The sequence below is a fragment of the Sphingosinithalassobacter sp. LHW66-3 genome, from assembly GCF_050703275.1.
GTDB lineage: Bacteria > Pseudomonadota > Alphaproteobacteria > Sphingomonadales > Sphingomonadaceae > Sphingomonas.
On record NZ_CP193482.1, the window covers coordinates 1,043,728 to 1,066,389 of the forward strand.

Genomic DNA, 22,662 nt, shown 5'->3' on the forward strand with positions numbered 1-22,662 from the left:
GTCCGCATTCCCATCTAGAATGACGAATGAACCGGGGGGTTTCCAGCATTGAGGCACAAATCGCGGAGGCGGCGGACGGCTGGCGCCTCGACCGCGCGCTCGCCGATGCGATCCCCACCCTTTCCCGCGAGCGGCTGAAGGCGCTGATCGCGTCCGGCCAAGTCCAGGGGCCCGAGGGGTTGGCCCGTGATCCGGCGCGCAAGGCGCTGGCGGGCAGTATCTTCACCGTGACGGTCCCCGAACCCGAGCCGGCGCACAACGAAGCGCAGGATATCCCGCTGTCGGTTGCGTACGAAGACGAGCATCTGATCGTCGTCGACAAACCCGCCGGGCTCGTCGTGCACCCGGCTGCCGGAAATCTGGATGGTACGCTGGTGAACGCGCTGCTCCACCATTGCGCCGGGCAGCTTTCCGGCATTGGCGGGGTGGCACGGCCCGGGATCGTGCACCGGATCGACAAGGATACATCCGGGCTGATCGTGGCCGCCAAGACCGACCGGGCGCACGAGGGGCTGGCGAGGCAGTTCAAGGACCATTCAATCGACCGCCGCTATCTGGCGATCGTCGCGGGGCGGCCCAGCCCTTCGGACGGCTCGGTGGACGCGCCGCTCGCGCGATCGCCATCGAACCGAAAGAAGGTTGCGATCGTTAGCAGTGGCAAGCGCGCCGTGACTCATTATCGGATGGTGCGGCCGCTGCGCGAGGCGGCGCTCGTCGAGTGCCGGCTGGAAACCGGGCGGACGCACCAGGTGCGCGTCCATATGACCTCGCTGGGGCACCCGCTGCTTGGAGACCCGGTATATGGACGGACTCGACCGGCTCACCGCGGCATGCTGGAAACCTTGGGTTTCCGGCGCCAGGCGTTGCATGCGGCCGAGCTCGGGTTCATTCATCCGGTGAAAAGCCACGCTTTGGCGTTCCGAAGCGAAATGCCTGCGGACATGCAGGAACTGTTGGGTAAGCTTCTCGTATAAATTTCGGTGGCAGACTCGCATGGCAGAGCGCCCCCACCAACTTCGAAGGGAGACACGATCATGGCTAGCGGCAGCAACGTCCCCGCGACGATTCCCGCTCTCGGCGGTGAGGCGAGCCTCAATCGCTATCTTGCCGAGATCAAGAAATTCCCGATTCTCGCGCCCGAGCAGGAATATATGCTCGCCAAGCGCTTTCAGGAGCACGGCGATACCGAGGCGGCGGCGCAGCTCGTCACGTCGCATCTGCGACTCGTTGCGAAGATCGCGATGGGATATCGCGGCTATGGCCTGCCCGTTTCTGAGCTGATCTCCGAGGGCAACATCGGCCTGATGCAGGGCGTGAAGAAGTTCGAGCCCGATCGCGGCTTCCGCCTCGCCACCTATGCGATGTGGTGGATCCGCGCCTCGATCCAGGAATTCATCCTGCGCTCGTGGAGCCTGGTGAAGATGGGCACCACCGCCGCCCAGAAGAAGCTGTTCTTCAACCTGCGCCGGATGAAGGCCAAGCTCGATGCGTTCGAGGACGGCGACCTGCGGCCCGAGGATGTCGCCAAGATCGCCACCGATCTTGGCGTCACCGAGGACGAGGTCATCTCGATGAACCGCCGCATGGCGATGGGCGGCGACACCTCGCTCAACGTGCCGATGCGCGAGGATTCGGAGAGCCAGTGGATGGACTGGCTGGCGGACGAGGAGCCGCTGCAAGACGAGCGCGTCGCCGAAACGCAGGAAGCCGACGTCCGCCACGAGATGCTGGTCGAGGCGATGGACGATCTGAACGATCGTGAGAAGCACATCCTGACCGAGCGCCGGCTGACCGACGATCCCAAGACGCTGGAGGAACTGAGCCAGGTCTATGGCGTCAGCCGCGAACGCGTTCGCCAGATCGAGGTACGCGCGTTCGAGAAGCTCCAGAAGGCGATGATGCGTCTCGCTGGCGAAAAGCGGCTGCTGCCTGCCGGCTGATCCAGAAGGCGACAGGCGCGCTGCGAAAGGCAATTGCCGCCGCTGCGCACCTGCGGCAGACGATCGGGCATGACCAGCGGCGGCGACGAGAGCGACCAGGATCGGCCGGACGGGCCGAGCGATACTCCGGTGCAGATCGCCACGCCCGAAGGCTGGCCGGCCGGCGGCCGCGATGCGCCGAAGGTGCCGGTCCGCATGGGAGCGCCGCTCGGCGAGCGGCCGCTGCCGGACCTCCAGCCGCTCGGCGAGGAGAGCGCGACCGTACCTCCTCGAAAAGGACGATCTCGCAAGCGCAAGCCACTGCTCCGGCGCCTGCTGGTGGATGTGGTCAAGCTGATCGTGGCGCTGGTGCTGCTGTCGGTGCTGTGGGTCGCGGCCTATCGTTTCGTGCCGCCGCCGATCACGATGACGATGATCGGCAACATGATCGAGGGCCATGGCGCCCGGCGCGACTGGGAGCCGCTGGAGCGAATCGATCCCGACATGGCTCGCGCAGTGATCGCCGGCGAGGATTCGCGGTTCTGCAGCCATGACGGCTTCGATTTCGAGGCGATCCGCCAAGCCTGGGAGCGCAATCGCCAGGGCGGGCGGATCCGGGGGGGCTCGACCGTCAGCCAGCAGACCGCGAAGAACGTGTTCCTGTGGCAAGGCGGCGGCTATTTCCGCAAGGCGCTGGAAGCCTATTTCACGGTCCTCATCGAAGCGATCTGGGGCAAGCGCCGGATCATGGAAGTCTATCTGAACGTGGCCGAGACCGGGATCGGCACCTTCGGCGTCGAGGCCGGGGCGCAGCGCTATTTCAGACACGGCGCCAACCGGCTGAGCCGGCAGGAAGCCGCCCAGATCGCGGCGGTGCTGCCGCTTCCCAAGAAGCGCGCCGGCATCGCCCCGACCGGCTTCACCCGGCGCTGGGGCAACACCATCCGCGCGGGGATCGGCACGATCGAGGCGCAGGGCCTCGACGCCTGCCTCCGCTAGCCGGCCCGACACGGAGACGAGCGACCCGGTACCCGGCGAGGAGGCCGAGTCGCCAGCCGCATCAGTTCGTCACGGTGTCGGCTGCGTCCTGTGCCGCATCGCCGACGCTCTGCGCGGCATCGCCGACGCTTTCCGCCGCGCCGGTGATCGCCTCGGTCTGCGCCGCTTCCTGATTGCTCTGGTTGAGCAGGAAGATGGCGCCGACGACCACCAGGATCAGCACGGCGAGGCCGATCAGAAGACCGCCGCCGCTGCCGCGGCGCTCGATCACGGTGGTGTACGTCTCGGCCGGGGCCGTCGCGGGCGCCGGTGCCGTGGTGGTGGTCGTGCGATCGTCCGTCATCTTGCTTCCTCCAACTGGACTGGCGCCCAGAACGGAGGAAGCGGAACGACGTTCCCGTTACGGAAAAACAACGAGCGGTTCAGCGCTCAGAAAGGCAGCTTGAAGCCCGGCGGGAGCGGCAGGCCGCTGGTCATCTTCGACATCTGCTCGGCGCTCGCGGCATCCGCCTTGGCGCGCGCATCGTTGATCGCCGCCGCGACCAGATCCTCGAGCATCCCCTTCTCGGACGGCTGGAGCAGCGATTCGTCGATGTCGACGCCGATGATCCGGCCCTTCGCCGAAGCGCGGACCTTGACCATGCCGCCGCCCGATGCGCCTTCGACTTCGATCGTGTCGAGGCTTTCCTGCGCCTTTTGCAACTCGTTCTGGACGTTCTGCGCCATCGCCATGATGTCTTCGAGATTCTTCATGCCTGTTTGCTCCTCGGTCGGTTCCAGCCGATCAGCTCGGCATCGGGAAAGGCTTCGAGCGCCGCCGCCACTACGGGCGAGCGCAATACGGCCTCACGCTCCGACGCTTCGCGCGCGGTCTGTATCTCGTGCAATGTAGGGGCTGTGGCGTCGTCGCGCAGCTGCAACTGCCAATGAACACCGGTGGTATCGCGCAGCGCCGCGCCGAGCTCGCGCACGAAATCGAACGGCAGCGCGCGCGCCCCGCCGAATTCCAGCTCGGGCGGCTCGAAGCGGACCGGGCGGAGATAGTCGCGGACCTGCTGCGCGAGCTGGAAGCGCCGGTGCTCCTCCAGATGCGCGGCAAGTTCGGCCATGTCGCGCGGCACCGCCGGAGCCGCGGGCGCCGCGGGCGCCGGTGCGGAGGGAGCGGCACCGGCAGGCGCCGCGCCACTGGCGATCTGACGCGCGAGATCGCCCGGATCGGGAAGCTGCGAGGCATGGATCACGCGCAGCAGCGCCATCTCGCACGCCTCGATCGGCATCGTCGCGCGGCCGACCTCGTCATGCCCCTTCAGCAGCAGCTGCCACAGGCGGTGGAGCGCGGGGAACGACAGATCGACGCTCCACTCCTCGAGCATCGCGCGTTCCTCGGCCGGCTGCGCCGTGCTCGGATCGGTGCCGAGCTTGACCAGCGTGACGCCGTGAACCGTTTCCAGCAAGGTGCGCAGCACCGCCTGCGGATCGACGCCGAGATCATATTGCGCCCGCAGCGCCCGTAATGCCCCCTGCCCGTCGCCGGCCAGCAGCCGGCCGAACAACTCGCGGATCGCGCCGCGATCGGACAGGCCGAGCATCGCGCGAATCGTTTCCGCTTTCACACCGCCGCCTTCGATATCGGCATGGGCGATCGCCTGATCGAGGATCGAAAGGCCGTCGCGCGCCGATCCTTCGGCAGCGCGCGCGATCAGCGCCAGCGCCTCGGGCTCGGCCTCGACTCCCTCGGCATCGGCGACATGCGCGAAATGCGCGGCGAGCAATTCGGCCGGAATGCGGCGGAGATCGAACCGCTGGCAGCGCGAGAGCACCGTCACCGGCACCTTGTTCACCTCCGTGGTGGCGAACAGGAACTTCACATGGCCCGGCGGCTCCTCGAGCGTCTTCAGAAGCGCGTTGAACGCATTCTTCGAGAGCATGTGGACTTCGTCGATGATGTAGATCTTGTAGCGCGCCGAAACCGCCGAATAGCGCGACGCGTCGATGATCTCGCGCACGTCGTCCACGCCGGTGTGGCTGGCGGCGTCCATCTCGATCACGTCGATGTGCCGCCCCTCGGCAATGGCGACGCACGGCTCGCACACACCGCACGGATCGATCGTCGGCCCGCCCTGCCCGTCCGGCCCGATGCAGTTGAGCGCCTTGGCGACGAGCCGCGCGGTCGAGGTCTTGCCGACGCCGCGCACGCCGGTGAGCAGAAAGGCATGCGCCAGCCGATCGCGCTTGATCGCATTGCCCAGCGTGGTGACCATCGCATCCTGCCCGATCAGCTGGCTGAACGTCTGCGGCCGGTATTTGCGCGCCAGAACGCGATACGCCTCCGGCTTCACCGGCTGCGGAGGTTCTTCGAGGCCAAGCGAGGAATCGGTCATCGTGCCTGCCAATCTAGGCGCTGCGGGCGGGAATGTCGAAGCGACGGATTTCCGCCGAAGGTCTCACTAAAGTCGCACCTCAGCGCGTGCGCGCGCCCCCGCGCGCGCGAAGGCGCGCGACGGGAGGCGGAGCGGCGCTGCCGAGAAGGGGTGATCTCCATTTGTTCCCGGTAGCACGGGCGGCGGGCTGTAGGACAGCGCAAACCCTCCGCCGCCCGGATCAGCGCTTCCGCAACCGCACGATCGCGGCGTCGAGCGCCTGAAGGAAGTTCGAGCGATCCGCCTTGCCGAACGGCGGCGGGCCGCCGATCTGGTCGCCGCCCGCGCGAAGATCGGCCATGATCGCGCGAGTCGCGATGGCGCTGCCGATCGAATCGGCGGTAAAGGGCTTGCCGCCGGGCGCCAGCACGGTCGCCCCCGCCTTGAGGCAGCGGTCGGCGAGCAGGATATCGGCAGTGACCACGATGTGCCCGGCGCCGGCGGCCTCGGCAATCCAGTCGTCGGCGGCGTCGAACGCATCGCTCACCACGACGCGCGTGATCAGCGGGTGATCGGGAACACGCAGCCAGCCGTTGCTGACGATGGTGACGGGCACGTCATGCCGCCAGGCGACCTTGTAGATCTCGTCCTTCACCGGGCAGGCGTCGGCATCGACGAGGATCGCCAGCGTCACGACGGGCGCGCCTTATGCCCCCGTGGCCCACCCTTGGCTCCCCTGGCGCCCTTCGGACCGGCGCGGCCCTTCGGCCCGCCCGAACGAGCCTCGCGCGCGCGATGCGGGGCGGCGGCTCGCCGGTTTCCCTCGGGCCCGGGCCCGGCGCGCGCAACGTCGCGGGGGGCTTCGGACGGCTCGATATGCACGCTTTCCTCGTCGCCCTCGGACTGGGCGGTGCGCGCAAGCGCGGCAGTGAACTTGCCGGCAATGGCGCGCGGCACCTGGAAATAGGTCTCGTTGGCAGCGATCCGGATCGCGCCCACTTCGTTGCGGGTGATGTGGCCGCGGCGGCACAGCAGCGGGAGGATCCAGCGCGGATCGGCATTCTGGCGGCGTCCGACGTCGGCGCGGAACCAGACCACATCCTCGAAGCCGGGGCGATGCCGCTCCTGCTGCGCGGCGCGGCGTGCCTCGGGCGTGTTCTCGATCATCTCCTCGGGCTGCGGCATCGCGGCGCGATGCGCGCGGACCAGCGCGGCGGCGATATCCTCGGGCGAGCGCTCGGCCATCAGCCGCTGGGCGAGCGCGCGATCCTCGTCGTCGAACTCGGCGGGCTGGAGCAGATCGGCGAGCAGCCGCTCGCGATCCTGCGCACGGATCGTCTCGGGAGTCGGCGCGTCGATCCACTCGGCCTGGATGCGAGCGCCGCGCAGCATCGATTCGACTCGCTTGCGGCGCGGATAGGGCACGATCAGCACCGCCGTGCCCTTGCGACCGGCGCGACCGGTGCGGCCCGAACGATGCTGCAGCGTCTCGGCATCGCGCGGGATCTCGACATGAATGACGAGGCTGAGGCTCGGCAAGTCGATGCCGCGCGCAGCGACGTCGGTCGCAACGCAGACGCGCGCGCGGCGATCGCGCAGCGCCTGAAGCGCGTGGTTCCGCTCGGACTGCGAATGTTCGCCCGAAAGCGCGACCACGGCGAAGCCGCGATCCTGAAGCGTGGCGTGCAGCCGCCGGACATTGTCGCGCGTGGCGCAGAACAGGATCGCGGTTTCCGCCTCGTGGAAGCGCAGCAGGTTGATCGCCGCGGCCTCGATCTCCGCGGGGGAGACGGTGACCGCCTGAAAGGCGATGTCGCCGTGCCCGCGATCGTCGCCCGCGGTGGAGATGCGCAGCGCGTCACGCTGGTAGCGCCGTGCAAGCGCGACGATCGGCTTGGGCATCGTCGCGGAGAACAGCAGCGTGCGGCGATCGGCGGCGGTGGCATCGAGGATTTCCTCGAGATCCTCGCGGAAACCCATGTCGAGCATCTCGTCGGCTTCGTCGAGCACCACCGCGCCGAGCGCGGAGAGATCGAGCGCGCCGCGTTCGAGATGATCGCGCAGCCGCCCCGGCGTGCCGACGAGGATATGGGCACCGCCGCGCAGCGCGCGCCGCTCCTTGGAGGCGTCCATGCCGCCGACGCAGGTGGCGATCCGGGCGTGCGCCTTGGCGAACAGCCATTGCAGCTCTCGGCTGACCTGAAGCGCGAGTTCGCGCGTGGGCGCGATGATGAGCGCGAGCGGCCGTTCGGCCGGCGCGTCGAACCGATCGAGCAGATCGCCGGCGAGCGCCAGACCGAAGGCGACGGTCTTGCCCGATCCGGTCTGCGCCGAAACGATCAGATCGCGGCCGGCAGCATCGGGGGCCAGGACGGCGGCCTGCACCGCGGTCGGCTCGGCATAGCCGCGCTCGGCCAGCGCTTCGGCAAGGATCGGGGGGAGATTCGAAAAGGTCATGACGCTCGCGGATCGGCCGGGCCGCTGGAGCGGCGGGCGAGGAACAGGGGCATTGCGGGGCGGCCGTTGGTGCCGCGTGCAGCCGAGAGCGAACAAGCTCGCCTGAGACTGAGGTGGGAGCCGGAACGACCCGCAACGCGGTCGTTACGGCTGCTTCCTTCCGGACCTGACCGGGTTGGCGACAGTTACGTCCGCCCGACTCCCGGGCGCGAGATAGGCGCGCGCGCCGCGAAACGCAATGTCATGCGAACGCCCGCACCACCGCGCGCGCGACATCGGCATGGGTGCGGTCGCGCTGCTCGGGGCTCGCATCGGGCGAATCGACGTAGCAGGCGATCAGGATCGGCGCGCGGTTCGGCGGCCAGGCGATGGCGACGTCGTTGGCGGCGCCGTTGCCGCTGGTGCCGGTCTTGTCACCGGCGCGCCATTCGGGCGGGAAGCCGGCGCGCAGCCGGTTCAGCCCGGTGCGGCAGGCGGTCATCCAGTCTGCGAGACGTGCGCGAGAGCCAGGGGAAAGCATGTCGCCGAGCAGCAGCCGCTCGGCCGTCACCAGCATCGCGGCGGGCGTGGTGGTATCGCGCGGATCGCCGGGCAGATTGGCGTTGAGATCGGGCTCCCAGCGATCGAGCCGGCTCGCGGCGTCACCGGCATCGCGAAAGAAAGCGGTCATCGCCGCCGGCCCGCCGATCAGCCGCAGCAGCAGATTGGCCGCGACATTGTCGCTCACCGTCACCGCCGCTGCGCATAGTTCGGCGACGGTGAGCGTGCCCGCGGCGAGATTCGCCTCGATCACCGGCGCATAGGGAACGAGATCGTCGGCGCCGAAGCGGATCGGCGTGTCGAGCGAGAGCGCGCCGCGCTCGACCTCGCGCAGCACGGCGGCGGCGAGCGGCAGCTTGAAGGTGGAGCACATCGCGTAGCGGCCGTCGGCATCGAGTGCGATCCGCTTGCCGCTGCCGGTATCGAGCGCAGCGACGCCGAGGCGGCCGCCGGTCCGCTCGCGGATCGCGGCGAGCGGACCGGCTGCGGCAGCAGCGGTCGGGCGCGCGCATCCGGCCAGCGCGAGCAGCGCGGCGCGGGCAATCAGATCGCGGCGGCCGATATGCACGGAGCGCACGGTTTCAGCGGCCCTGCATGTCGCGATGTTCGGGCGGCAAGTGGACTGTCAAGCCGTCGAGCTCGGGCGCGACTTCGATCTGGCAGGCGAGCCGGCTGGTGCGCGTGGCGCCGAGCGCGAGATCGAGCATGTCCTCCTCCTCCTCGCTGGGCGGCGCGAGGCGATCGAAATCCTTCGCGTCGACGATGACGTGGCAGGTCGAGCAGGCCATCTGGCCCTCGCAGGTGCCCTCGAGCGGCTGGCCGACGTTCTGCGCGACCTCGAGCAGCCGCTCGCCATCGGGTGCGTCGACTTGCTGGACGCTGCCGTCGCGCGCGACGAAGCGGATGCGAGTCATGCCGCGACTTTCTGCGCGGCGGCGGCGGCGTCGATGCGGTCGAGCGCGGTCATCAGCTCCTCTTGCGTGGTGTAGCGGCCGAAGCCGAGCCGGATGCTCGACCGCGCCTGCGCTTCGGAAAGGCCGATCGCGCGCAGCACATGGCTCGACCGGCCCGAGCCACTGGCACAGGCCGAGCCGGCGGAAAAGGCGATGTCGCGCAGGTCGGACATCAGCCGCGCGACGTCGAGCCCGTCGCGGCGGAGGTTGAGATTGCCGCGATAGCGCACGGTGGCGGAGCCGTTGAGCCGCCACCCGGTCAGGCGATCGAGCGCATGGCCGAACAGGCGACCGACATGAGCGTCGTCTTCCGCGCGCCGCTCGGCCATCAGCTTCGCCGCCGCGCCGAAACCAGCGCAGAGCGCGGGGCTGAGCGTGCCCGAGCGACCCGCCTTCTCCTGCCCGCCGCCGTGCAGCAGCGGCGCGAGCGCCACGCCGTCGCGGATCCACAGCGCACCGACCCCCTTGGGTCCGTGGATCTTGTGCGCCGACAGCGCGATCAGATCGGGCCCGTCGGGAATCGTCACGCGCCCATAGCCCTGCACCGCGTCGCACAGCATCAGCGCGCCGACTTCATGCGCCAGCCGCGCGAGTTCGCCGACCGGCTGGATCGTCCCGATCTCGTTGTTGACCAGCATGCACGCGACCAGCGCGGTGCCGGGGGTAATCGCCTCGCGCGCGGCGTCGAGATCGACGATACCGTCGCCATCGACCGGCAGCACCACCACCTCGCGCCCCTGCGCGCGCAGCGCCTCAACCGTGTCGAGCACCGCGGCATGCTCGGTCGCCTGGGTGACGATCCGGTCGGGCCCGGTTCCTTTCAGCGCCCAGTTCAGCGCCTCGGTCGCGCCGCTTGTGAAGGCGAGCGTGCCCCCCGGCGGCAGCAGCGCCGCCACCTGATCGCGTGCCGCTTCGACGACGGCGGCGGCGGCGCGGCCGGGCGCGTGCGGCGAATGGGGATTGGCGTGCTGCGTCTCGAGCCAGGGCAGCATCGCCGCCAGCGCCTCGGGCGCGAGCGGCGTCGTCGCCTGATAGTCGAGATAGATCACGCGGCGCGATCCCGCACGTCGCGGGCGATCGCGCTCCAGGCCTGCGCGAAGCGATCGACGTCGGCGGCGGTGGTGCCGCGGCCGAAGCTGACGCGGATCACTTCACGCGCCGCCGCCTCGTCCCAGCCCATCGCGCTCAGCACATGGCTGGGCTTCACGCTGCCCGACGAACAGGCACTGCCGGAGGAAATCGCGATTCCCGCCATATCGAAGCGGACGAGCTGCACCGCCGCGGCGACGCCGGGCATACGATAGCCGGCGATCGCAGGCGAGCGCGGCGCATCGCGCGCGACCGTCTCGCCCCCCGCCGCTTCGATCGCGCTGTCGAGGCGCGTGCGCAGCGCGGCCATCGCCGCGCGGTCCTCCGCCACCTCCAGCGCGGCCGCGAAGCCGAGTGCTCCCGGCAGATTCTCCGTCCCGCCGCGATAGCCCTTTTCCTGCCCGCCGCCGGGTGTGAGCGTGGCGAGATCGCGCACCAGCAGTGCCCCCATGCCGGGCGGGCCGCCGCGCTTGTGCGCCGAGACGGCGACGAAATCGGCATGGTCGGCGATCACGCCCTCGTCCCAGCCCGCCGGCATCTGCGCGGCATCGACCATCACCAGCCCACCGGCGGCGTGAACCAGCGCGGCGGCTTCGGCGACCGGCTGCAGCACGCCGGTTTCGTTGTTCGCCCATTGCAGCGTCAGCAGCACCGGTCCCTCGGCCTGCGCGAGCTCGGCTTCGAGCGCGGCGAGCACCAGTCGGCCATCGGCACCAACGGCAAGCTGCGGCGCACCGCCCGAGGCTCGGCGCACCGCCGGATGCTCGATCGCACTGATGAGACGCGTGGCGACCTTCGCACGTCCCTGCGCCAGCGCGACGGCCTCGCTCGCGCCGCTCGTCAGGATCGTTTCGTGCGACCAGCCATAGGCGGCGGCGATGCGACGGCGCGCGTCCTCCAGCGCGCTGCGCGCGGCGCGGCCCTCGGCATAGGGCGAGGACGGATTCGCCCATGCCGCCAGCCCCTGCGCGACCGATTCGCGAGACTCGGCGAGCAGCGGGGTGGTGGCGGCATGATCGAGATAGAGACGGTCGGTGGCCAAGCGGCTACTCCAGGCATTTGCGCGGACGATGGTCGCGCCTATATAGCCCCAACCTCATCCCGCGCCACAGCGCCGCAGCCCAGCAGGTCCGCCTTGCCCGAAGTCATTTTTCCCGGCCCCGAAGGCCGCCTCGAAGGCCGTTTCGCCCCCGCTCCCAAGCCGCGCGCGCCGGTGGCGATGATCCTGCACCCGCACCCCTCGTCGGGCGGCACGATGAACAACCGCATCGTGCAGGAACTCTATAAGACGTTCCAGCGCCGCGGCTTCGCGACGCTGCGGTTCAACTTCCGCGGCGTGGGCAAGAGCCAGGGCACGTTCGACAATGGCGTCGGCGAGCTATCCGATGCGGCGAGCGCGCTCGACTGGGTGCAGAGCTTCCACCCCGAAGCATCGACCACTTGGGTCGCCGGCTTCAGCTTCGGTGCTTGGATCGGCATGCAGCTGCTGATGCGGCGCCCGGAGATCCGGGGCTTCATCTCGATCGCTCCGCCGGCGAACATGTACGACTTCACCTTCCTGGCGCCCTGCCCCAGCTCGGGCATCATCATCCAGGGCGAGAATGACGAAGTCGCGACTCCGGGCGCCACGCAGAAGCTGGTCGACAAACTGCGCACCCAGAAGCACATCACCATTCATCACGACACCATACCGGGCGCCAATCACTTCTTCCAGGACGAGATGGATCAGCTGATGGGCAGCGTCGACAACTATCTCGACATGCGGCTCGACCCGAACTCGCCGATCCGGTGACCGGCGCCGGGCTGGCGCTGACGGCGGCGACGTTGGGGCTCACCGGCGGCCTGTCGCTGCTCGCGGGCCGCACGCTTCGGTCGATGCCGGGCACGGTGCAGCCTGCCGCGCGACGCATGCTGCTCTGGTTCATCCCCGCCGTGGCGCTGCCGCTGATGCTGCTGCTCGCGCTGCTGGTGCCCGAGGGCAGCGAACGCGGGCTGAAGGGCATCGGCGCGATGGGCGGCACCTTCCTTCTGGTCCACCTGTTCCATCTTCGGCTGCTGCGGCGGATCGCGGCGCAACGCCCCCCGAGCCCGGCGAACCAGCCCTGAGACTGACGCCGAGGCTAGACCACCCAGATCAGCACATTGCCGAGTACCACGGCGGCGCAGACCAGCATCAGCACGCCCTTGGTCCGGTCATGCTGCTTCGCGATCATCCAGCTGCCGCCCCCGGCAAGTGCGAAGACCGCCAGCACGGCAAGCGCCATGGTGGTGCTGGCGAGCGGGGAAAGTTCGCCGGTCATGCCGGATTCTCCTCGGCGCGTGCAGCGGTGCGCACGGGCTCGCCGCTCGACAGCACTACACCATAGGCGGCGGGATCGACGTTGCCGCCAGAGAGGATCACCAGCATTCCCGCCTTCGGCTCCGCCTTGCCCGCGAGCAGCGCGGCGAGTGCGACGGCGCCGCCCGGTTCCACCACGACGCGCAGGTTGCGGGCAGCCCAGCGCTGCGCAGCGCGGACTTCGGCCTCGCTGACCGCCAACCCAGCGACTCCGCGATTCGCCAGAACGCCGAAGGTGAGCGGCGAAACCTCCTTCGTCTGGAGGGCGTCGCACGCAGTAGGCGGCGGGTTCGGGCCGACCGGCTCGATCCATCCCGATTCGAGGCTGCGGCGCATGTCGTCCCAGCCTTCGGGTTCGACCACGGTCATTTCCGCATCGGGGAGCGCGAGCGCGAGCCCCGCCGCCAGACCGCCGCCACCACAGGGAGTGAGGATTTGCGCGGGCGCGCCGAGCCCCATCGCGCTCATCTGCGCGGCGGCTTCGATCCCGGCGCTCCCCTGCCCCTCGATCACCCAGGCATCGTCGAAGCTGGGAACGAGCGTGGCGCCGCGCGCATGGGCGAGATGCGCAGCGATTTTCTCGCGACTCTCGGTCGCGCGGTCATAGGCGACGATCTCCGCACCCAGCGCCAGCGTTGCCTCGCGCTTCACCGCGGGCGCGTCGGCGGGCATCACGATCACCGCGGGGATGCCGAGCCGCTTCGCCGCCCAGGCGACACCTTGCGCATGGTTGCCCGAGGAGAAGGCGACCACTCCCTTTTCGCGCGCCGCTTCGTCGAGCGCGGTCAGCCGGTGCCAGGCACCACGCAGCTTGAACGCGCCGATCGGTTGCAGGCACTCGGCCTTGAAAGCGATGATTTCGCCCCCAACTGGTGCGGTCAGCACCGGAGAAGGGGGCAGGATTGCCGCGACTTTCGCCGCAGCATCGCGCACGCCGGCGCGGGTCGGTTGTCGCACGATCGTCACGGTTCGCCCTCGCAATGAAACTCCGGCACCCTACACACTTTACATAGGGGAGTGGCGCCCCTATGTGGCGCATCCGCTGCCCCATGGGACTTCCAACCGCAAGGCAGCTTTCGTGTCGAACTACCCGTTGGAGGTCCCTTGAATTGGCCAAGCATCATCGCGCGCTGGGGCTAGCTACCGCCCGTATCGAAGCCGGTAGCGGCTACGACATCGCTGTGACGTGCCCGGTGGAGCCGGTCACGCTCGTCCGTCCGCATGCCGCGGCACGGGCAGCCCGATTCTTCGTCGAGAAGTTTCCGGGCCGGTCGATGTATGCCGTGAAGGCCAATCCCTCGCCCGAACTGATCGAGATCCTCTGGGACAACGGCATCACGCACTATGACGTGGCGTCGATCGGCGAAGTGCGCATGGTCGCGCGGACGCTTCCCGACGCCACCTTGTGCTTCATGCACCCGGTGAAGGCAGTCGAGGCGATCGAGGAAGCCTATTTCCAGCACGGCGTGCGCGTCTTCTCGCTCGATACGATGGAAGAGCTGGAGAAGATCGTCCGCGCCACGCGCGGCGCCGAGGATCTGACGCTCTGCGTGCGGCTGCGCGTCTCGTCGGACCTTTCCAAGCTGAGCCTCGCGGCGAAGTTCGGCGCGGGCCAGGGCGAGGCGAAGGAGCTGCTCCAGGCGGCGCGCCAGGCAGCCGATTCGCTGGGCGTGTGCTTCCATGTCGGCAGCCAGGCGATGTCGCCCGACGCCTATGCGCAGGCGATGGAGCGCGTGCGCATCGCGATCGTCGAGGCATCGGTGCTGGTCGACGTCATCGACGTCGGCGGCGGTTTCCCGTCGAGCTATCCCGGCATGGAGCCCCCGCCGCTCGAGCGCTATTTCGAGACGATCCACCGCACCTTCGAGGATCTGCCGATCAGCTATTCGGCCGAACTGTGGGCCGAGCCGGGCCGCGCGCTGTGCGCCGAATACAGCTCGCTGATCGTCCGCGTCGAGAAGCGCCGCGGCGACGAGCTGTACATCAACGACGGCGCCTATGGCGCGCTGTTCGACGCGGCGCATATCGGCTGGCGCTTTCCGGTTCGGCTGCTGCGCGACGAGGAGTCGCGCGCGAAGGACATGGCGTTCAGCTTCTATGGCCCGACCTGCGACGATCTCGACCATATGGCGGGACCGTTCGATCTGCCGGCGGACATCCGCGCGGGCGACTATATCGAGATCGGCATGCTCGGCGCCTATGGCTCGGCGATGCGGACCGCGTTCAACGGCTTCGGCTCGGACGCGACGGTGATCGTCGGGGACGAACCGATGGAGTCGCTCTATGACGGCGCCTATGAGGAGCCGGCCGACAATGTGGTGCGCATCGGCGCACGCTGAGGGCCCAGGACGGGGCCGTTGGATGCGCAAGGCTTCGCAACCGCCCCGCTCTCTCCTATGCCGACGGCGATGGCGGATTCCCTTCCCCAGCTGACGCTTCGCACGTCCGATCGCGGCGACGGCGCCGTCTTCGATGCGTTTTTCGCAGGCTATGACCGTGCCTTCATCCTGCCTGACGAGAAGGAGGACGAAGCCGGGCTGCGCGCGTGCCTGGCGCTGAACCACGGCGACGCACGCAAGACGATCGAGGCGCGGTACGGGCCGTTCGTCGAATGGGTAGCGCTGGCCGAGGTGAACGGAGCGCCGGTCGGCGGCGCGAACCTGCTGGCGACGATCGTCGCGGACGGACGCGGCGGCATGCAGGCCACCGCCAACCTCAACTATGTCTATCTCCTGCCCGAGGCGCGCGGGCGCGGACTGCTGCGACCGCTGGTGGCGGCGGTCCGTGGCGCAGTGGCGGCGCGCTTTCCCGAGGGGGGGGCCCCCTTGCTCTTCCTCGAACAGAATGATCCGTTCCGGATGACCGCCGAGGACTATGTGCGCGACAGCGAAGCCGCCGGGATCGACCAGGTCGACCGGCTGCGCATCTGGGCAAGGCTGGGCGCGCGGATCGTCGACTTCCCCTATGTTCAGCCGCCGCTCGCGCCCGACCGCGCGCCCGAGGACAGCTTGGTCTATGCCGTGCTCGGAGCGCCGGAGGATGCACTGTCGGCGTGCGTTCTGAGCGGCCATCTACGCCGGTTCTTCGCCATTTCGGTTCTGAAGGGCGCCCCGATCGACACGGTAGCCGAGGTTTCGCGGCAGCTCACCGCCCTCGATGCCGACTGCCAACGCGGAGCATCGATCGCGCTGCTCGACCCGGCGCCCTTGCTCGAAACGCTGCACGGCGTTCCTCCGCAGGACGGCTCCGGCGGATTCCGCGACCGACTCGTGGCGCTGGAACACCGGAGGGAGCGGCGCTAGGCTCCACTCCGGGGGGCGCGAGGATGCAGCTTCAGAGACAATCCGCGGCGAGTGACGGCCGAACCTTTCGAGAAGTGCCGATCTTCGACCAGCTGCGGGCAACGGCGTTCAGCTATGCCTTCGAACTGACGTTGGAAAAGGCGGCCGGCTGGCGCGTCGGGCGGCGCCGGACCGAGCCGGCGCGCACGGCCTTTCGCCTGCGCGACATCCAGGCGGCGCTGGCGCGCGAAACCGGCAGCGCCACCCATGCCGGCCTGGTCGAGCCGCTCCGCTCGTTCCTCGACGACGTGACGAACGGCGGCATCGGGAGCAACGGCCGACCGCTGATCTTCGCGGCGAGCGGAAGCGCGATCGACAGCGCCGAGCGGCGGCTGACGCTGATCCGGCCCGAATGCTGGCGCTACGAGTTCGAAGGCGAATGCACCGAGCTCCACGTCCCCGACGCGGCGCGACGAACAGCGCTGCGCCTGCAGGACACTTTCTGCGTCTTCGAGAGCGGCCGGATCTTCTATGTGCTGACGCTCACTCAGCCGCTCGATCCGGTCGATTCGCTTAACGAATATGGCGTGCTCCAGCTCCAGCAGCTCGCGATCGAGCCGGAGCTTCGGATCGACGATGCCGAGTATCTCGGATTCGAGTGGGAGGCGGAAACCGGCCGTCCGCCCTTGTCGCTTCTCGCGCTGGCGGAACGGCGGTTGCAGCGGCTGGAAGCGGAGGCAGTGGAAGCCCCGAACGGAGTCGCCAGCATCCTGCGCCGGCACGGCCTGCTCCGCCCGCAGGACCGGCGCAGGCCGCTCGCGCCCGATGCGCTGCGCAGCCTGTGCGTCGCGATCGAGGATGAGCGGCTGCTCGACACCGCGCTGCGCGCCGAGCGACTGTTCGATGGCGATCGCGGCCAGGGATCGGGAACCAGCCTGATCGACGCCGAATGGGAGAAGGCGATCGCGGCGTCGTCGCCCGGGGCGCAGCCGCCGCATCGCGGTACGGACGACGATTTCGCGCGCAGTCTGCTCGTCTTCGCCGGCCTGGCGCAGGGGATTCCCGACTTTCCCTATCAGGACGAATCGGAAGTCCATGACTCGACGCGCGCGACCTACCGCTCGGTCGAATCAGCGATGTACGTGCATCCGTGCTTTCTGATGGAAGTCGCCAAGAGCTGGCGCACCTTCAATGCGAAGCGCCCGGAAATCGGCACCTGCCCCTATCTGCTGCTGAAATGGCTGGTGGCGACGCACGACGAGCTGATCGTATGCGACATGGAAGCGCAGCTCGACAGGATGCTCTACGACGCCGATCGGATCGCGGCACGATCCGAGCCGATGTCGGACGTGGCGCAAGTGCTCGACACCGCAATCCACTTCTTCGGGTCGGGCAACCGGATCATCGAACGCAATCTCGAGCGCCGGCTGACGCTGTTCCGCTGGGCATCGATCTATCGATCGGGCAATCTCTTTCGCTACCCGCGCGAGCGCGAGGCGCTGGCGGCGGTGCAGCAGTCGATGGGGACCGATGCGCGCTTCCAGCGCACCCATGAAACGGTCGATCGGATCGAGGCGCTGATCGAGGACGTGTCCAATCTGAAGGGCAGCTATGGGCAGGCGCGGACCAACCGCATCCTGCTGGCGCTGGCGCTGCTGGGCGTGATCGGCGCCGCGAAGGACATCGGCGAACTGATCTCGCCCGTCCGCTGGACCTCGATTGCGATCGGCGCGGGGCTGGCGGCGCTGCTGGTGCTGCTGACGATCGGGGACCGCTTTGCGCGCAGGCGCTAGCTCAGCCGGTCCCGGAACGTTTCCCAGCCGAATTCGCGGACGATCTCCAGGCTGTCGTCGCGGCTGTCCCAGAGCGCGATCGACGGCAGCGGGACGCCGTTGAAAGTGGTCGTCTTCACCATCGAATAATGCGCCTGATCGAGGAAGGCGATCCGCTCGCCGGGCTCGGGCCGCGCGGCGAAGCGGAAGTCGCCGAGAATGTCGCCGGCGAGACAGCTCGGTCCGCCGAGCCGCACCAGCACGCCGCCGTCGGCCGGTTCGCCCAGCAGCGCGGGACGATAGGGCGCCTCGATCACATCGGGCATGTGGCAGGTCGCCGAGATGTCGAGCACGCCGATCGGCATGCCGTTGTCGAACACGTCGACGAACTCGCCCACGAGCACGCCCGCATCGAGCGCGATCGCCTCGCCGGGTTCGAGGATCACGTCGCAGCCGGTCTCGGCGCGCACCTGCTTCAGAAAATCGACCAGATCATCGCGCTGATAGTCAGCGCGGGTGATATGATGGCCGCCGCCGAAGTTGATCCACTTGAGCTGCCCGAAATAGGGGACGAGCCGCGGCTTCAGCGCTTCCCAGGTGCGGCGGAGCGGGGGGAAATCCTGCTCGCACAGGGCATGGATATGGATGCCGTCGATCCCCTCGAGATGCTCGGGGCGCAGCTGGTCGGCGGGATGGCCGAGCCGCGAATGCGGCTGGGCGGGATCATATTTGGCGACTTCGCCTTCCGAGTGCATCGGATTGAGGCGCAGGCCGATGTCGAACGTCTCGCCACGCGCGCGCGCGGCGGCCGCCGCCTCGCGGAACCGCGCGGCCTGACCGGGCGAATTGAAGATGACATGATCGGAGAGGGCGAACACCTCGTCCATCTCATCGGCCTTGTAGCCGGCGCAATAGGTGGCGACCTCGCCGCGGAAATAGGAGCGGCCGAGCCGCGCCTCCCACAGCCCCGATGTCGCCACGCCGTCGAGATATTCGCCGACGAGATCGGCGAGCGACCACATCGAGAAGGCCTTGAGCGCCAGCAGGAGCTTGATGCCGGCACGATCGCGGACGTCGGCGAGCACCGCCAGGTTGCGCTCGATCGCCGCCCGGTCGACCACGAAACAGGGCGAGGGCACGCGATCGAGGTCGAGCCGGACGAAATCCCCCGCCCCACCCGACTTGGTGGTCATGGCGGGCGCATGGGTGCGGGAATCGGTCATCATCTTTCCTCCTCGCTACGGAGAGGGGAACCGCCGGCGAAGGCGGTGATGGAGGGAGCGCTCCACCGAAGGAGGGACTCGCGCTCCTCCCCCTCCACCACGCCGTGCATGGTCCCCCTCCCCCTTGCGGGGGAGAGTCGATCGATCAGAACCGCAGAGGCTCGGGCAGTTCCTTCACCTGCCAGGGCAGGCCGTGATCGTTCAGCATGTCCATGAACGGATCGGGATCGAACTGTTCCATGTTGAACACGCCCTCGCCCTTCCAAGTGCCGTTCAGCATCAGCGCGGCGCCGATCATCGCCGGAACGCCGGTGGTGTAGCTAACCGCCTGGTTGCCGGTCTCCTCATACGCCTTTTCATGATCGCAGATGTTGTAGACATAGACCGTCTTCTGCGCGCCGCCCTTCTCGCCGGTGGCGATGTCGCCGATGTTGGTCTTGCCCTTGGTCGTCGTGCCGAGAGTCGAGGGCTCGGGCAGCACCGCCTTCAGGAACTGGAGCGGCACGATCTCGCGGCCTTCGTAGACGATCGGCTCGATCGAGGTCATGCCGACGTTCTGCAGCACCTTGAGATGCGTGAGATACTGCTCGCCGAAGGTCATCCAGAAGCGGATGCGCTTGATCTCGGGCAGATGCTTGGCGAGGCTTTCCAGCTCCTCATGGTACATGAGGTACATGTTCTTGGTGCCGACTTCGTCGAAGTTGAACACCTGACGATTTTCGAGCGCGGGCGTTTCGACCCATTCGCCGTCCTGATAGTGGCGCGCCGGCGCCGTGATCTCGCGGATGTTGATCTCGGGATTGAAGTTGGTCGCGAAATGCTGGCCGTGATCGCCGCCGTTGCAGTCGAGGATGTCGAGCGTTTCGATCCGGTCGAGCAGATGCTTCTTGATGTACATGGCGAAAACGCTGGTGACGCCCGGATCGAAGCCCGAGCCGAGCAGCGCCATCAGCCCCGCTTGCTTGAAACGGTCGTGATAGTCCCATTGCCAGCTATACTGGAACTTCGCCTCGTCGCGCGGCTCGTAGTTCGCCGTGTCGAGATAGTGGACACCGGTCTTGAGGCAGGCCTCCATGATCGACAGATCCTGATAGGGCAGCGCCAGGTTGACGACGAGCGCCGGCTTCACCTTCTCGATCAGCGCCGCCGTCTGGTCGATGTCGTCGGCGTCGACCTGCGCGGTGGCGATGTCGGCGCCGAAACGCTCCTTCACCGACTTGGCGATTTCGTCGCACTTGAACTGGCGACGGCTGGCGACGGTGATCTTGCCGAACAGATCGGGATTCTTGGCCATTTTGTGGACCGCGACCGAGGCGACGCCGCCCGCACCGATTACCAGAACGTCCTTCACGTGGGAGCTCTCCGAACTTGGGTGAGATTTGGCGAGCGCCATAGCCGAGCGCCCATGCGATGCAAAGCGCGGCGCCGCGCGTTCGTTCCCCCGGCGCGCCGGCACTGTCGGGTAATCTGACAGTAACCATCCTCGGCTCGGACGCGTTAACCAGCGATGCGCCCGCTTTCGCTTGGAAACCGCGTTCTGGCACCGGCCGTGCGTAACCCGATGCGACAGCAGCGAAGGAGACGCAGATGCGCAAGCGCTTTATCATTGCCGCCGCAGTATTGGCAGCGATCCCGGGCACGGCCCTGGCGATGGACAAGGTTCCCGGCGGCCCCGGCGGCGGCGGCCATGGTGGCGGCGGCCACGGCAATCACGGCGGCGGGTCGCCGACGTCGGTGCCCGAGCCGGGCACGATCGTGCTGCTGGGCGGTGGCGTGGTCGCGATGGGCGTCGCGCGGCGGATGCGCCGCCGGCGCTGACGTTCAGCCGAACAGCCGCGTCAGGCTGCGTTCGAGCATCAGCAGCTGCCACAGCGTGCGGCCGTGCTCGGCGCGGCCCGCGCGGTGGTCGGCAGCGAGCGTGCCGACGACCTCCAGATCGAACCAGCCGCTGTCCTTGAGCATGCGCGACTGGGCGAGCCGCGCCGCTTCCTCGGCGAGCGCCTTTCGGAACCAGGCACTCACCGGCGTGACGAAGCCCATTTTCGGCCGATAGAGGATTTCGTTCGGCAGATAGGGTTCGAGCGCCTTCTTCATCAGCCACTTGCCCTGCCCCGACTTGATGCGGAGCGACGGCGGCAAGGTGGCAGCGAACTGCACGAGGCGGTGATCGAGCAGCGGCTCGCGCGCCTCGAGACTCACTGCCATGCTCGCCCGATCGACCTTGGTCAGGATGTCGCCGGGCAGCCAGTGTCGGATATCGGCATATTGCGCGCGATCGAGGCCGGTGCGCGCCGGCGCCTGGCGCATCGCCTCGACATAGCGCTGCTCGGCGCGGTGGCCGCCCAGCGCAGCCATCGCGCGATCGGTGTAGAGCCGGCGGCGAAGCCCGGGGTGCGTGACGCCGACCGCCTTGGGATAGGCGAACTCGCCCCCCTCGGCGAGCGCGAGCAGCGTCGTCTTTGCGCGGAACGGGCGCGGCGCCCAATCGGCCTTGGGGTAGAGACGCCCCAGCGTGCCGAACACCGGCTCGCGAAAACGCTGCGGCAGCAGGTCGCGCACCCGCTCCTCGGCGGCGTGGAAACGGTAGCGCCGATAGCCGGCGAACGCTTCGTCCGCCCCGTCGCCCGATAGCGCCACCGTCACGCTTTCCCGCGCCAGCGCGCACACGCGATAGGTCGGTAGCGCCGAGGCGTCGGCGAACGGCTCGTCGAACGCGGCGACCAATGTGTCGATCAGCGCGAAATCGTCCGACGCGACCATGCGGCTGTGGTGGCGCGTGGCGAATCGCTCGGCGACGCGCTGCGCATGCGCGGTCTCGTCATGATCGGCCTCGTCGAAGCCGATGGTGCAGGTCTTGACCGCGGCCTTGCTCGCCTCCGCCATCAGCGCGACCACCGCCGAACTGTCGACTCCGCCCGAGAGGAAGGCGCCCAGCGGCACGTCCGCCACCATCCGGCTGCGCACCGCCGCGCGCATGCGTTCGACCAGCTCGGCCTCCAGATCGCGCGGCTTGCCGGTCGCGCGGTTCGAGAAGTCGACATCGAACCAGCGCACCGGCGCCGGCACGGGCTTGCCGCGCTCGAGCAGCAGGAAGTGCCCGGCCGGGAGCTTCTTCACGCCCGCAAGCAGCGACGCGTCATCGGGCACATAGCCGAGGCCCATGTAATCCTCGACGGCACGGAAATCGGGGCTGCGGCGGAACAGCGGGTGCGCGAGCAGCCCCTTGAGTTCGGAGGCGAAGGCGACCGCGCCGTCGGACAATTCGGCATAGTGAAGCGGCTTCACTCCGAATCGGTCGCGCGCGAGGAAGAGGCTGCGGCGCTGCGCGTCATAGAGCGCGAAGGCGAACATGCCGTTCAGCCGCTCGAGCAGATCGGGCCCCCAGGCGCGCCAGCCGTGCAGCAGCACTTCGGTATCGCTGTGCGTCTCGAACCTGGCGCCCAGCGCCTCCAGCTCGGCACGCACTTCGCGGAAATTGTAGATCTCGCCATTGAAGACAGTGACGAGCGACAGATCGGGCGTCGCCATCGGCTGCGCGCCGCTTTCCAGATCGATGATCGCGAGCCGGCGATGGCCGAGACCCACGCCGGGCGCGGTCCACACCCCCGCCCCGTCGGGCCCGCGATGGGCGAGCGCCGTCGTCATCGCATCCACACGCGCCGGATCGACCGGCTTGGGCGTGGCGGGATAATAGAGGCCGGCGATGCCGCACATCAGCGTTTCATCGCCTC

Annotated in this window: 23 protein-coding genes and 1 other RNA gene; 9 read left to right on the plus strand and 15 right to left on the minus strand. The window is 68.5% G+C overall.

Translation table 11 applies throughout. The features are described from left to right. Window positions 1-26: 26 nt before the first annotated feature. The 3 genes from ACQ450_RS04830 to mtgA all read left to right on the plus strand — a co-directional run bounded on the left by ACQ450_RS04830 (window position 27) and on the right by mtgA (window position 2,918). A complete protein-coding gene (locus tag ACQ450_RS04830; protein WP_431470725.1) occupies window positions 27-974 on the plus strand; it encodes an RluA family pseudouridine synthase in 948 nt (315 codons plus the stop codon). Window positions 975-1,034: 60 nt separating this feature from the next. Continuing rightward, a complete protein-coding gene (gene rpoH / locus ACQ450_RS04835; protein ID WP_188055567.1) occupies window positions 1,035-1,940 on the plus strand; it encodes an RNA polymerase sigma factor RpoH in 906 nt (301 codons plus the stop codon). Between the two features lie 195 nt (window positions 1,941-2,135). After that, the gene (mtgA, locus tag ACQ450_RS04840) at window positions 2,136-2,918 is read left to right on the plus strand and encodes a monofunctional biosynthetic peptidoglycan transglycosylase (protein ID WP_431471164.1); all 783 of its coding nucleotides are present in this window, start codon (window positions 2,136-2,138) and stop codon (window positions 2,916-2,918) included. Between the two features lie 61 nt (window positions 2,919-2,979). Here the strand turns inward: mtgA and ACQ450_RS04845 are convergent, their stop codons facing one another. The 10 genes from ACQ450_RS04845 to ACQ450_RS04890 form a co-directional block, all read right to left on the minus strand. Then, window positions 2,980-3,261 carry a hypothetical protein gene (locus ACQ450_RS04845; protein WP_431470726.1) on the minus strand — a complete coding sequence of 94 codons (282 nt, stop codon included), beginning with the start codon at window positions 3,259-3,261 and terminating at the stop codon, window positions 2,980-2,982. An 86-nt stretch (window positions 3,262-3,347) separates the two neighbouring features. Continuing rightward, entirely contained in the window at window positions 3,348-3,671 is a 324-nt protein-coding gene (locus ACQ450_RS04850; RefSeq protein WP_188055570.1) for a YbaB/EbfC family nucleoid-associated protein, read from the minus strand. Continuing rightward, window positions 3,668-5,299, minus strand: coding sequence for a DNA polymerase III subunit gamma/tau (locus ACQ450_RS04855; RefSeq protein WP_431470727.1), 1,632 nt, complete (start codon window positions 5,297-5,299; stop codon window positions 3,668-3,670). Before ACQ450_RS04855 ends, ACQ450_RS04850 begins: the two co-directional genes overlap by 4 nt. A gap of 220 nt (window positions 5,300-5,519) precedes the next feature. Next, window positions 5,520-5,966: a YaiI/YqxD family protein gene (locus tag ACQ450_RS04860; protein ID WP_188056350.1), complete on the minus strand. Its 447-nt coding sequence runs from the start codon at window positions 5,964-5,966 to the stop codon at window positions 5,520-5,522. Window positions 5,967-5,968: 2 nt separating this feature from the next. Next, on the minus strand, window positions 5,969-7,735 hold the full coding sequence (locus ACQ450_RS04865) for a DEAD/DEAH box helicase (protein WP_431470728.1): 1,767 nt from the start codon (window positions 7,733-7,735) through the stop codon (window positions 5,969-5,971). A gap of 109 nt (window positions 7,736-7,844) precedes the next feature. Continuing rightward, an RNA gene (ffs, locus tag ACQ450_RS04870) (signal recognition particle sRNA small type) lies at window positions 7,845-7,942 on the minus strand. 34 nt (window positions 7,943-7,976) lie between these two features. Next, a complete protein-coding gene (bla, locus tag ACQ450_RS04875; RefSeq protein WP_431470729.1) occupies window positions 7,977-8,852 on the minus strand; it encodes a class A beta-lactamase in 876 nt (291 codons plus the stop codon). 4 nt (window positions 8,853-8,856) lie between these two features. Beyond that, on the minus strand, window positions 8,857-9,189 hold the full coding sequence (locus ACQ450_RS04880; RefSeq protein ID WP_188055578.1) for a 2Fe-2S iron-sulfur cluster-binding protein: 333 nt from the start codon (window positions 9,187-9,189) through the stop codon (window positions 8,857-8,859). Next, window positions 9,186-10,277, minus strand: a complete 1,092-nt coding sequence (locus ACQ450_RS04885; RefSeq protein WP_431470730.1) for a cysteine desulfurase family protein — start codon at window positions 10,275-10,277, stop codon at window positions 9,186-9,188. The genes ACQ450_RS04880 and ACQ450_RS04885 overlap by 4 nt, the downstream gene beginning before the upstream one ends. Continuing rightward, the gene (locus ACQ450_RS04890; protein WP_431470731.1) at window positions 10,274-11,359 is read right to left on the minus strand and encodes a cysteine desulfurase family protein; all 1,086 of its coding nucleotides are present in this window, start codon (window positions 11,357-11,359) and stop codon (window positions 10,274-10,276) included. Before ACQ450_RS04890 ends, ACQ450_RS04885 begins: the two co-directional genes overlap by 4 nt. Window positions 11,360-11,452: 93 nt before the next feature. Here ACQ450_RS04890 and ACQ450_RS04895 point away from each other — a divergent pair, with 93 nt between their 5' ends. Together ACQ450_RS04895 and ACQ450_RS04900 are read left to right on the plus strand one after the other, a co-directional pair. Then, the gene (locus ACQ450_RS04895) at window positions 11,453-12,109 is read left to right on the plus strand and encodes an alpha/beta hydrolase (protein ID WP_188055583.1); all 657 of its coding nucleotides are present in this window, start codon (window positions 11,453-11,455) and stop codon (window positions 12,107-12,109) included. Next, window positions 12,106-12,423 (plus strand): hypothetical protein, encoded by a 318-nt coding sequence (locus tag ACQ450_RS04900; RefSeq protein ID WP_431470732.1) that lies wholly within the window; start codon window positions 12,106-12,108, stop codon window positions 12,421-12,423. The genes ACQ450_RS04895 and ACQ450_RS04900 overlap by 4 nt, the downstream gene beginning before the upstream one ends. 14 nt (window positions 12,424-12,437) lie before the next feature. Here ACQ450_RS04900 and ACQ450_RS04905 read toward each other — a convergent pair whose 3' ends face one another. Together ACQ450_RS04905 and ACQ450_RS04910 are read right to left on the minus strand one after the other, a co-directional pair. After that, window positions 12,438-12,617 (minus strand): hypothetical protein, encoded by a 180-nt coding sequence (locus ACQ450_RS04905; RefSeq protein WP_188055587.1) that lies wholly within the window; start codon window positions 12,615-12,617, stop codon window positions 12,438-12,440. Continuing rightward, window positions 12,614-13,621, minus strand: a complete 1,008-nt coding sequence (locus tag ACQ450_RS04910; RefSeq protein ID WP_431470733.1) for a threonine ammonia-lyase — start codon at window positions 13,619-13,621, stop codon at window positions 12,614-12,616. The genes ACQ450_RS04905 and ACQ450_RS04910 overlap by 4 nt, the downstream gene beginning before the upstream one ends. Window positions 13,622-13,764: 143 nt before the next feature. Between ACQ450_RS04910 and ACQ450_RS04915 the strand changes: the two genes are divergently transcribed. From ACQ450_RS04915 to ACQ450_RS04925, 3 genes are all read left to right on the plus strand, one after another. Next, window positions 13,765-14,994: a type III PLP-dependent enzyme gene (locus ACQ450_RS04915; RefSeq protein WP_188055591.1), complete on the plus strand. Its 1,230-nt coding sequence runs from the start codon at window positions 13,765-13,767 to the stop codon at window positions 14,992-14,994. Between the two features lie 69 nt (window positions 14,995-15,063). Further along, window positions 15,064-15,957, plus strand: coding sequence for a hypothetical protein (locus ACQ450_RS04920; protein WP_431470734.1), 894 nt, complete (start codon window positions 15,064-15,066; stop codon window positions 15,955-15,957). Between the two features lie 74 nt (window positions 15,958-16,031). Further along, window positions 16,032-17,729: a hypothetical protein gene (locus tag ACQ450_RS04925; protein WP_431470735.1), complete on the plus strand. Its 1,698-nt coding sequence runs from the start codon at window positions 16,032-16,034 to the stop codon at window positions 17,727-17,729. Here the strand turns inward: ACQ450_RS04925 and ACQ450_RS04930 are convergent. Both ACQ450_RS04930 and ACQ450_RS04935 read right to left on the minus strand, forming a co-directional pair. Next, window positions 17,726-18,901, minus strand: coding sequence for a carboxynorspermidine decarboxylase (locus ACQ450_RS04930; protein WP_431471165.1), 1,176 nt, complete (start codon window positions 18,899-18,901; stop codon window positions 17,726-17,728). The genes ACQ450_RS04925 and ACQ450_RS04930 overlap by 4 nt on opposite strands. 175 nt (window positions 18,902-19,076) lie before the next feature. Continuing rightward, entirely contained in the window at window positions 19,077-20,282 is a 1,206-nt protein-coding gene (locus tag ACQ450_RS04935; RefSeq protein ID WP_431470736.1) for a saccharopine dehydrogenase family protein, read from the minus strand. A gap of 236 nt (window positions 20,283-20,518) precedes the next feature. Between ACQ450_RS04935 and ACQ450_RS04940 the strand changes: the two genes are divergently transcribed. Continuing rightward, complete coding sequence (locus ACQ450_RS04940; RefSeq protein ID WP_188055598.1) at window positions 20,519-20,749, plus strand: PEP-CTERM sorting domain-containing protein; 231 nt, start codon at window positions 20,519-20,521, stop codon at window positions 20,747-20,749. Between the two features lie 3 nt (window positions 20,750-20,752). Here ACQ450_RS04940 and ACQ450_RS04945 read toward each other — a convergent pair whose 3' ends face one another. Beyond that, window positions 20,753-22,645, minus strand: coding sequence for an XrtA/PEP-CTERM system amidotransferase (locus ACQ450_RS04945; protein WP_431470737.1), 1,893 nt, complete (start codon window positions 22,643-22,645; stop codon window positions 20,753-20,755). Window positions 22,646-22,662: the final 17 nt, after the last annotated feature.

Bases quoted from the DNA above. Each gene is read 5' to 3' on its own strand.
- ACQ450_RS04830 (WP_431470725.1), top strand. From the start codon at position 27: ATGAACCGGGGGGTTTCCAGCATTGAGGCACAAATCGCGGAGGCGGCG.
- rpoH (WP_188055567.1), top strand. From the start codon at position 1,035: ATGGCTAGCGGCAGCAACGTCCCCGCGACGATTCCCGCTCTCGGCGGT.
- mtgA (WP_431471164.1), top strand. From the start codon at position 2,136: ATGGGAGCGCCGCTCGGCGAGCGGCCGCTGCCGGACCTCCAGCCGCTC.
- ACQ450_RS04845 (WP_431470726.1), bottom strand. From the start codon at position 3,261: ATGACGGACGATCGCACGACCACCACCACGGCACCGGCGCCCGCGACG.
- ACQ450_RS04850 (WP_188055570.1), bottom strand. From the start codon at position 3,671: ATGAAGAATCTCGAAGACATCATGGCGATGGCGCAGAACGTCCAGAAC.
- ACQ450_RS04855 (WP_431470727.1), bottom strand. From the start codon at position 5,299: ATGACCGATTCCTCGCTTGGCCTCGAAGAACCTCCGCAGCCGGTGAAG.
- ACQ450_RS04865 (WP_431470728.1), bottom strand. From the start codon at position 7,735: ATGACCTTTTCGAATCTCCCCCCGATCCTTGCCGAAGCGCTGGCCGAG.
- ACQ450_RS04880 (WP_188055578.1), bottom strand. From the start codon at position 9,189: ATGACTCGCATCCGCTTCGTCGCGCGCGACGGCAGCGTCCAGCAAGTC.
- ACQ450_RS04905 (WP_188055587.1), bottom strand. From the start codon at position 12,617: ATGACCGGCGAACTTTCCCCGCTCGCCAGCACCACCATGGCGCTTGCC.
- ACQ450_RS04920 (WP_431470734.1), top strand. From the start codon at position 15,064: ATGGCGGATTCCCTTCCCCAGCTGACGCTTCGCACGTCCGATCGCGGC.
- ACQ450_RS04930 (WP_431471165.1), bottom strand. From the start codon at position 18,901: ATGACCACCAAGTCGGGTGGGGCGGGGGATTTCGTCCGGCTCGACCTC.
- ACQ450_RS04940 (WP_188055598.1), top strand. From the start codon at position 20,519: ATGCGCAAGCGCTTTATCATTGCCGCCGCAGTATTGGCAGCGATCCCG.
- ACQ450_RS04945 (WP_431470737.1), bottom strand. From the start codon at position 22,645: ATGTGCGGCATCGCCGGCCTCTATTATCCCGCCACGCCCAAGCCGGTC.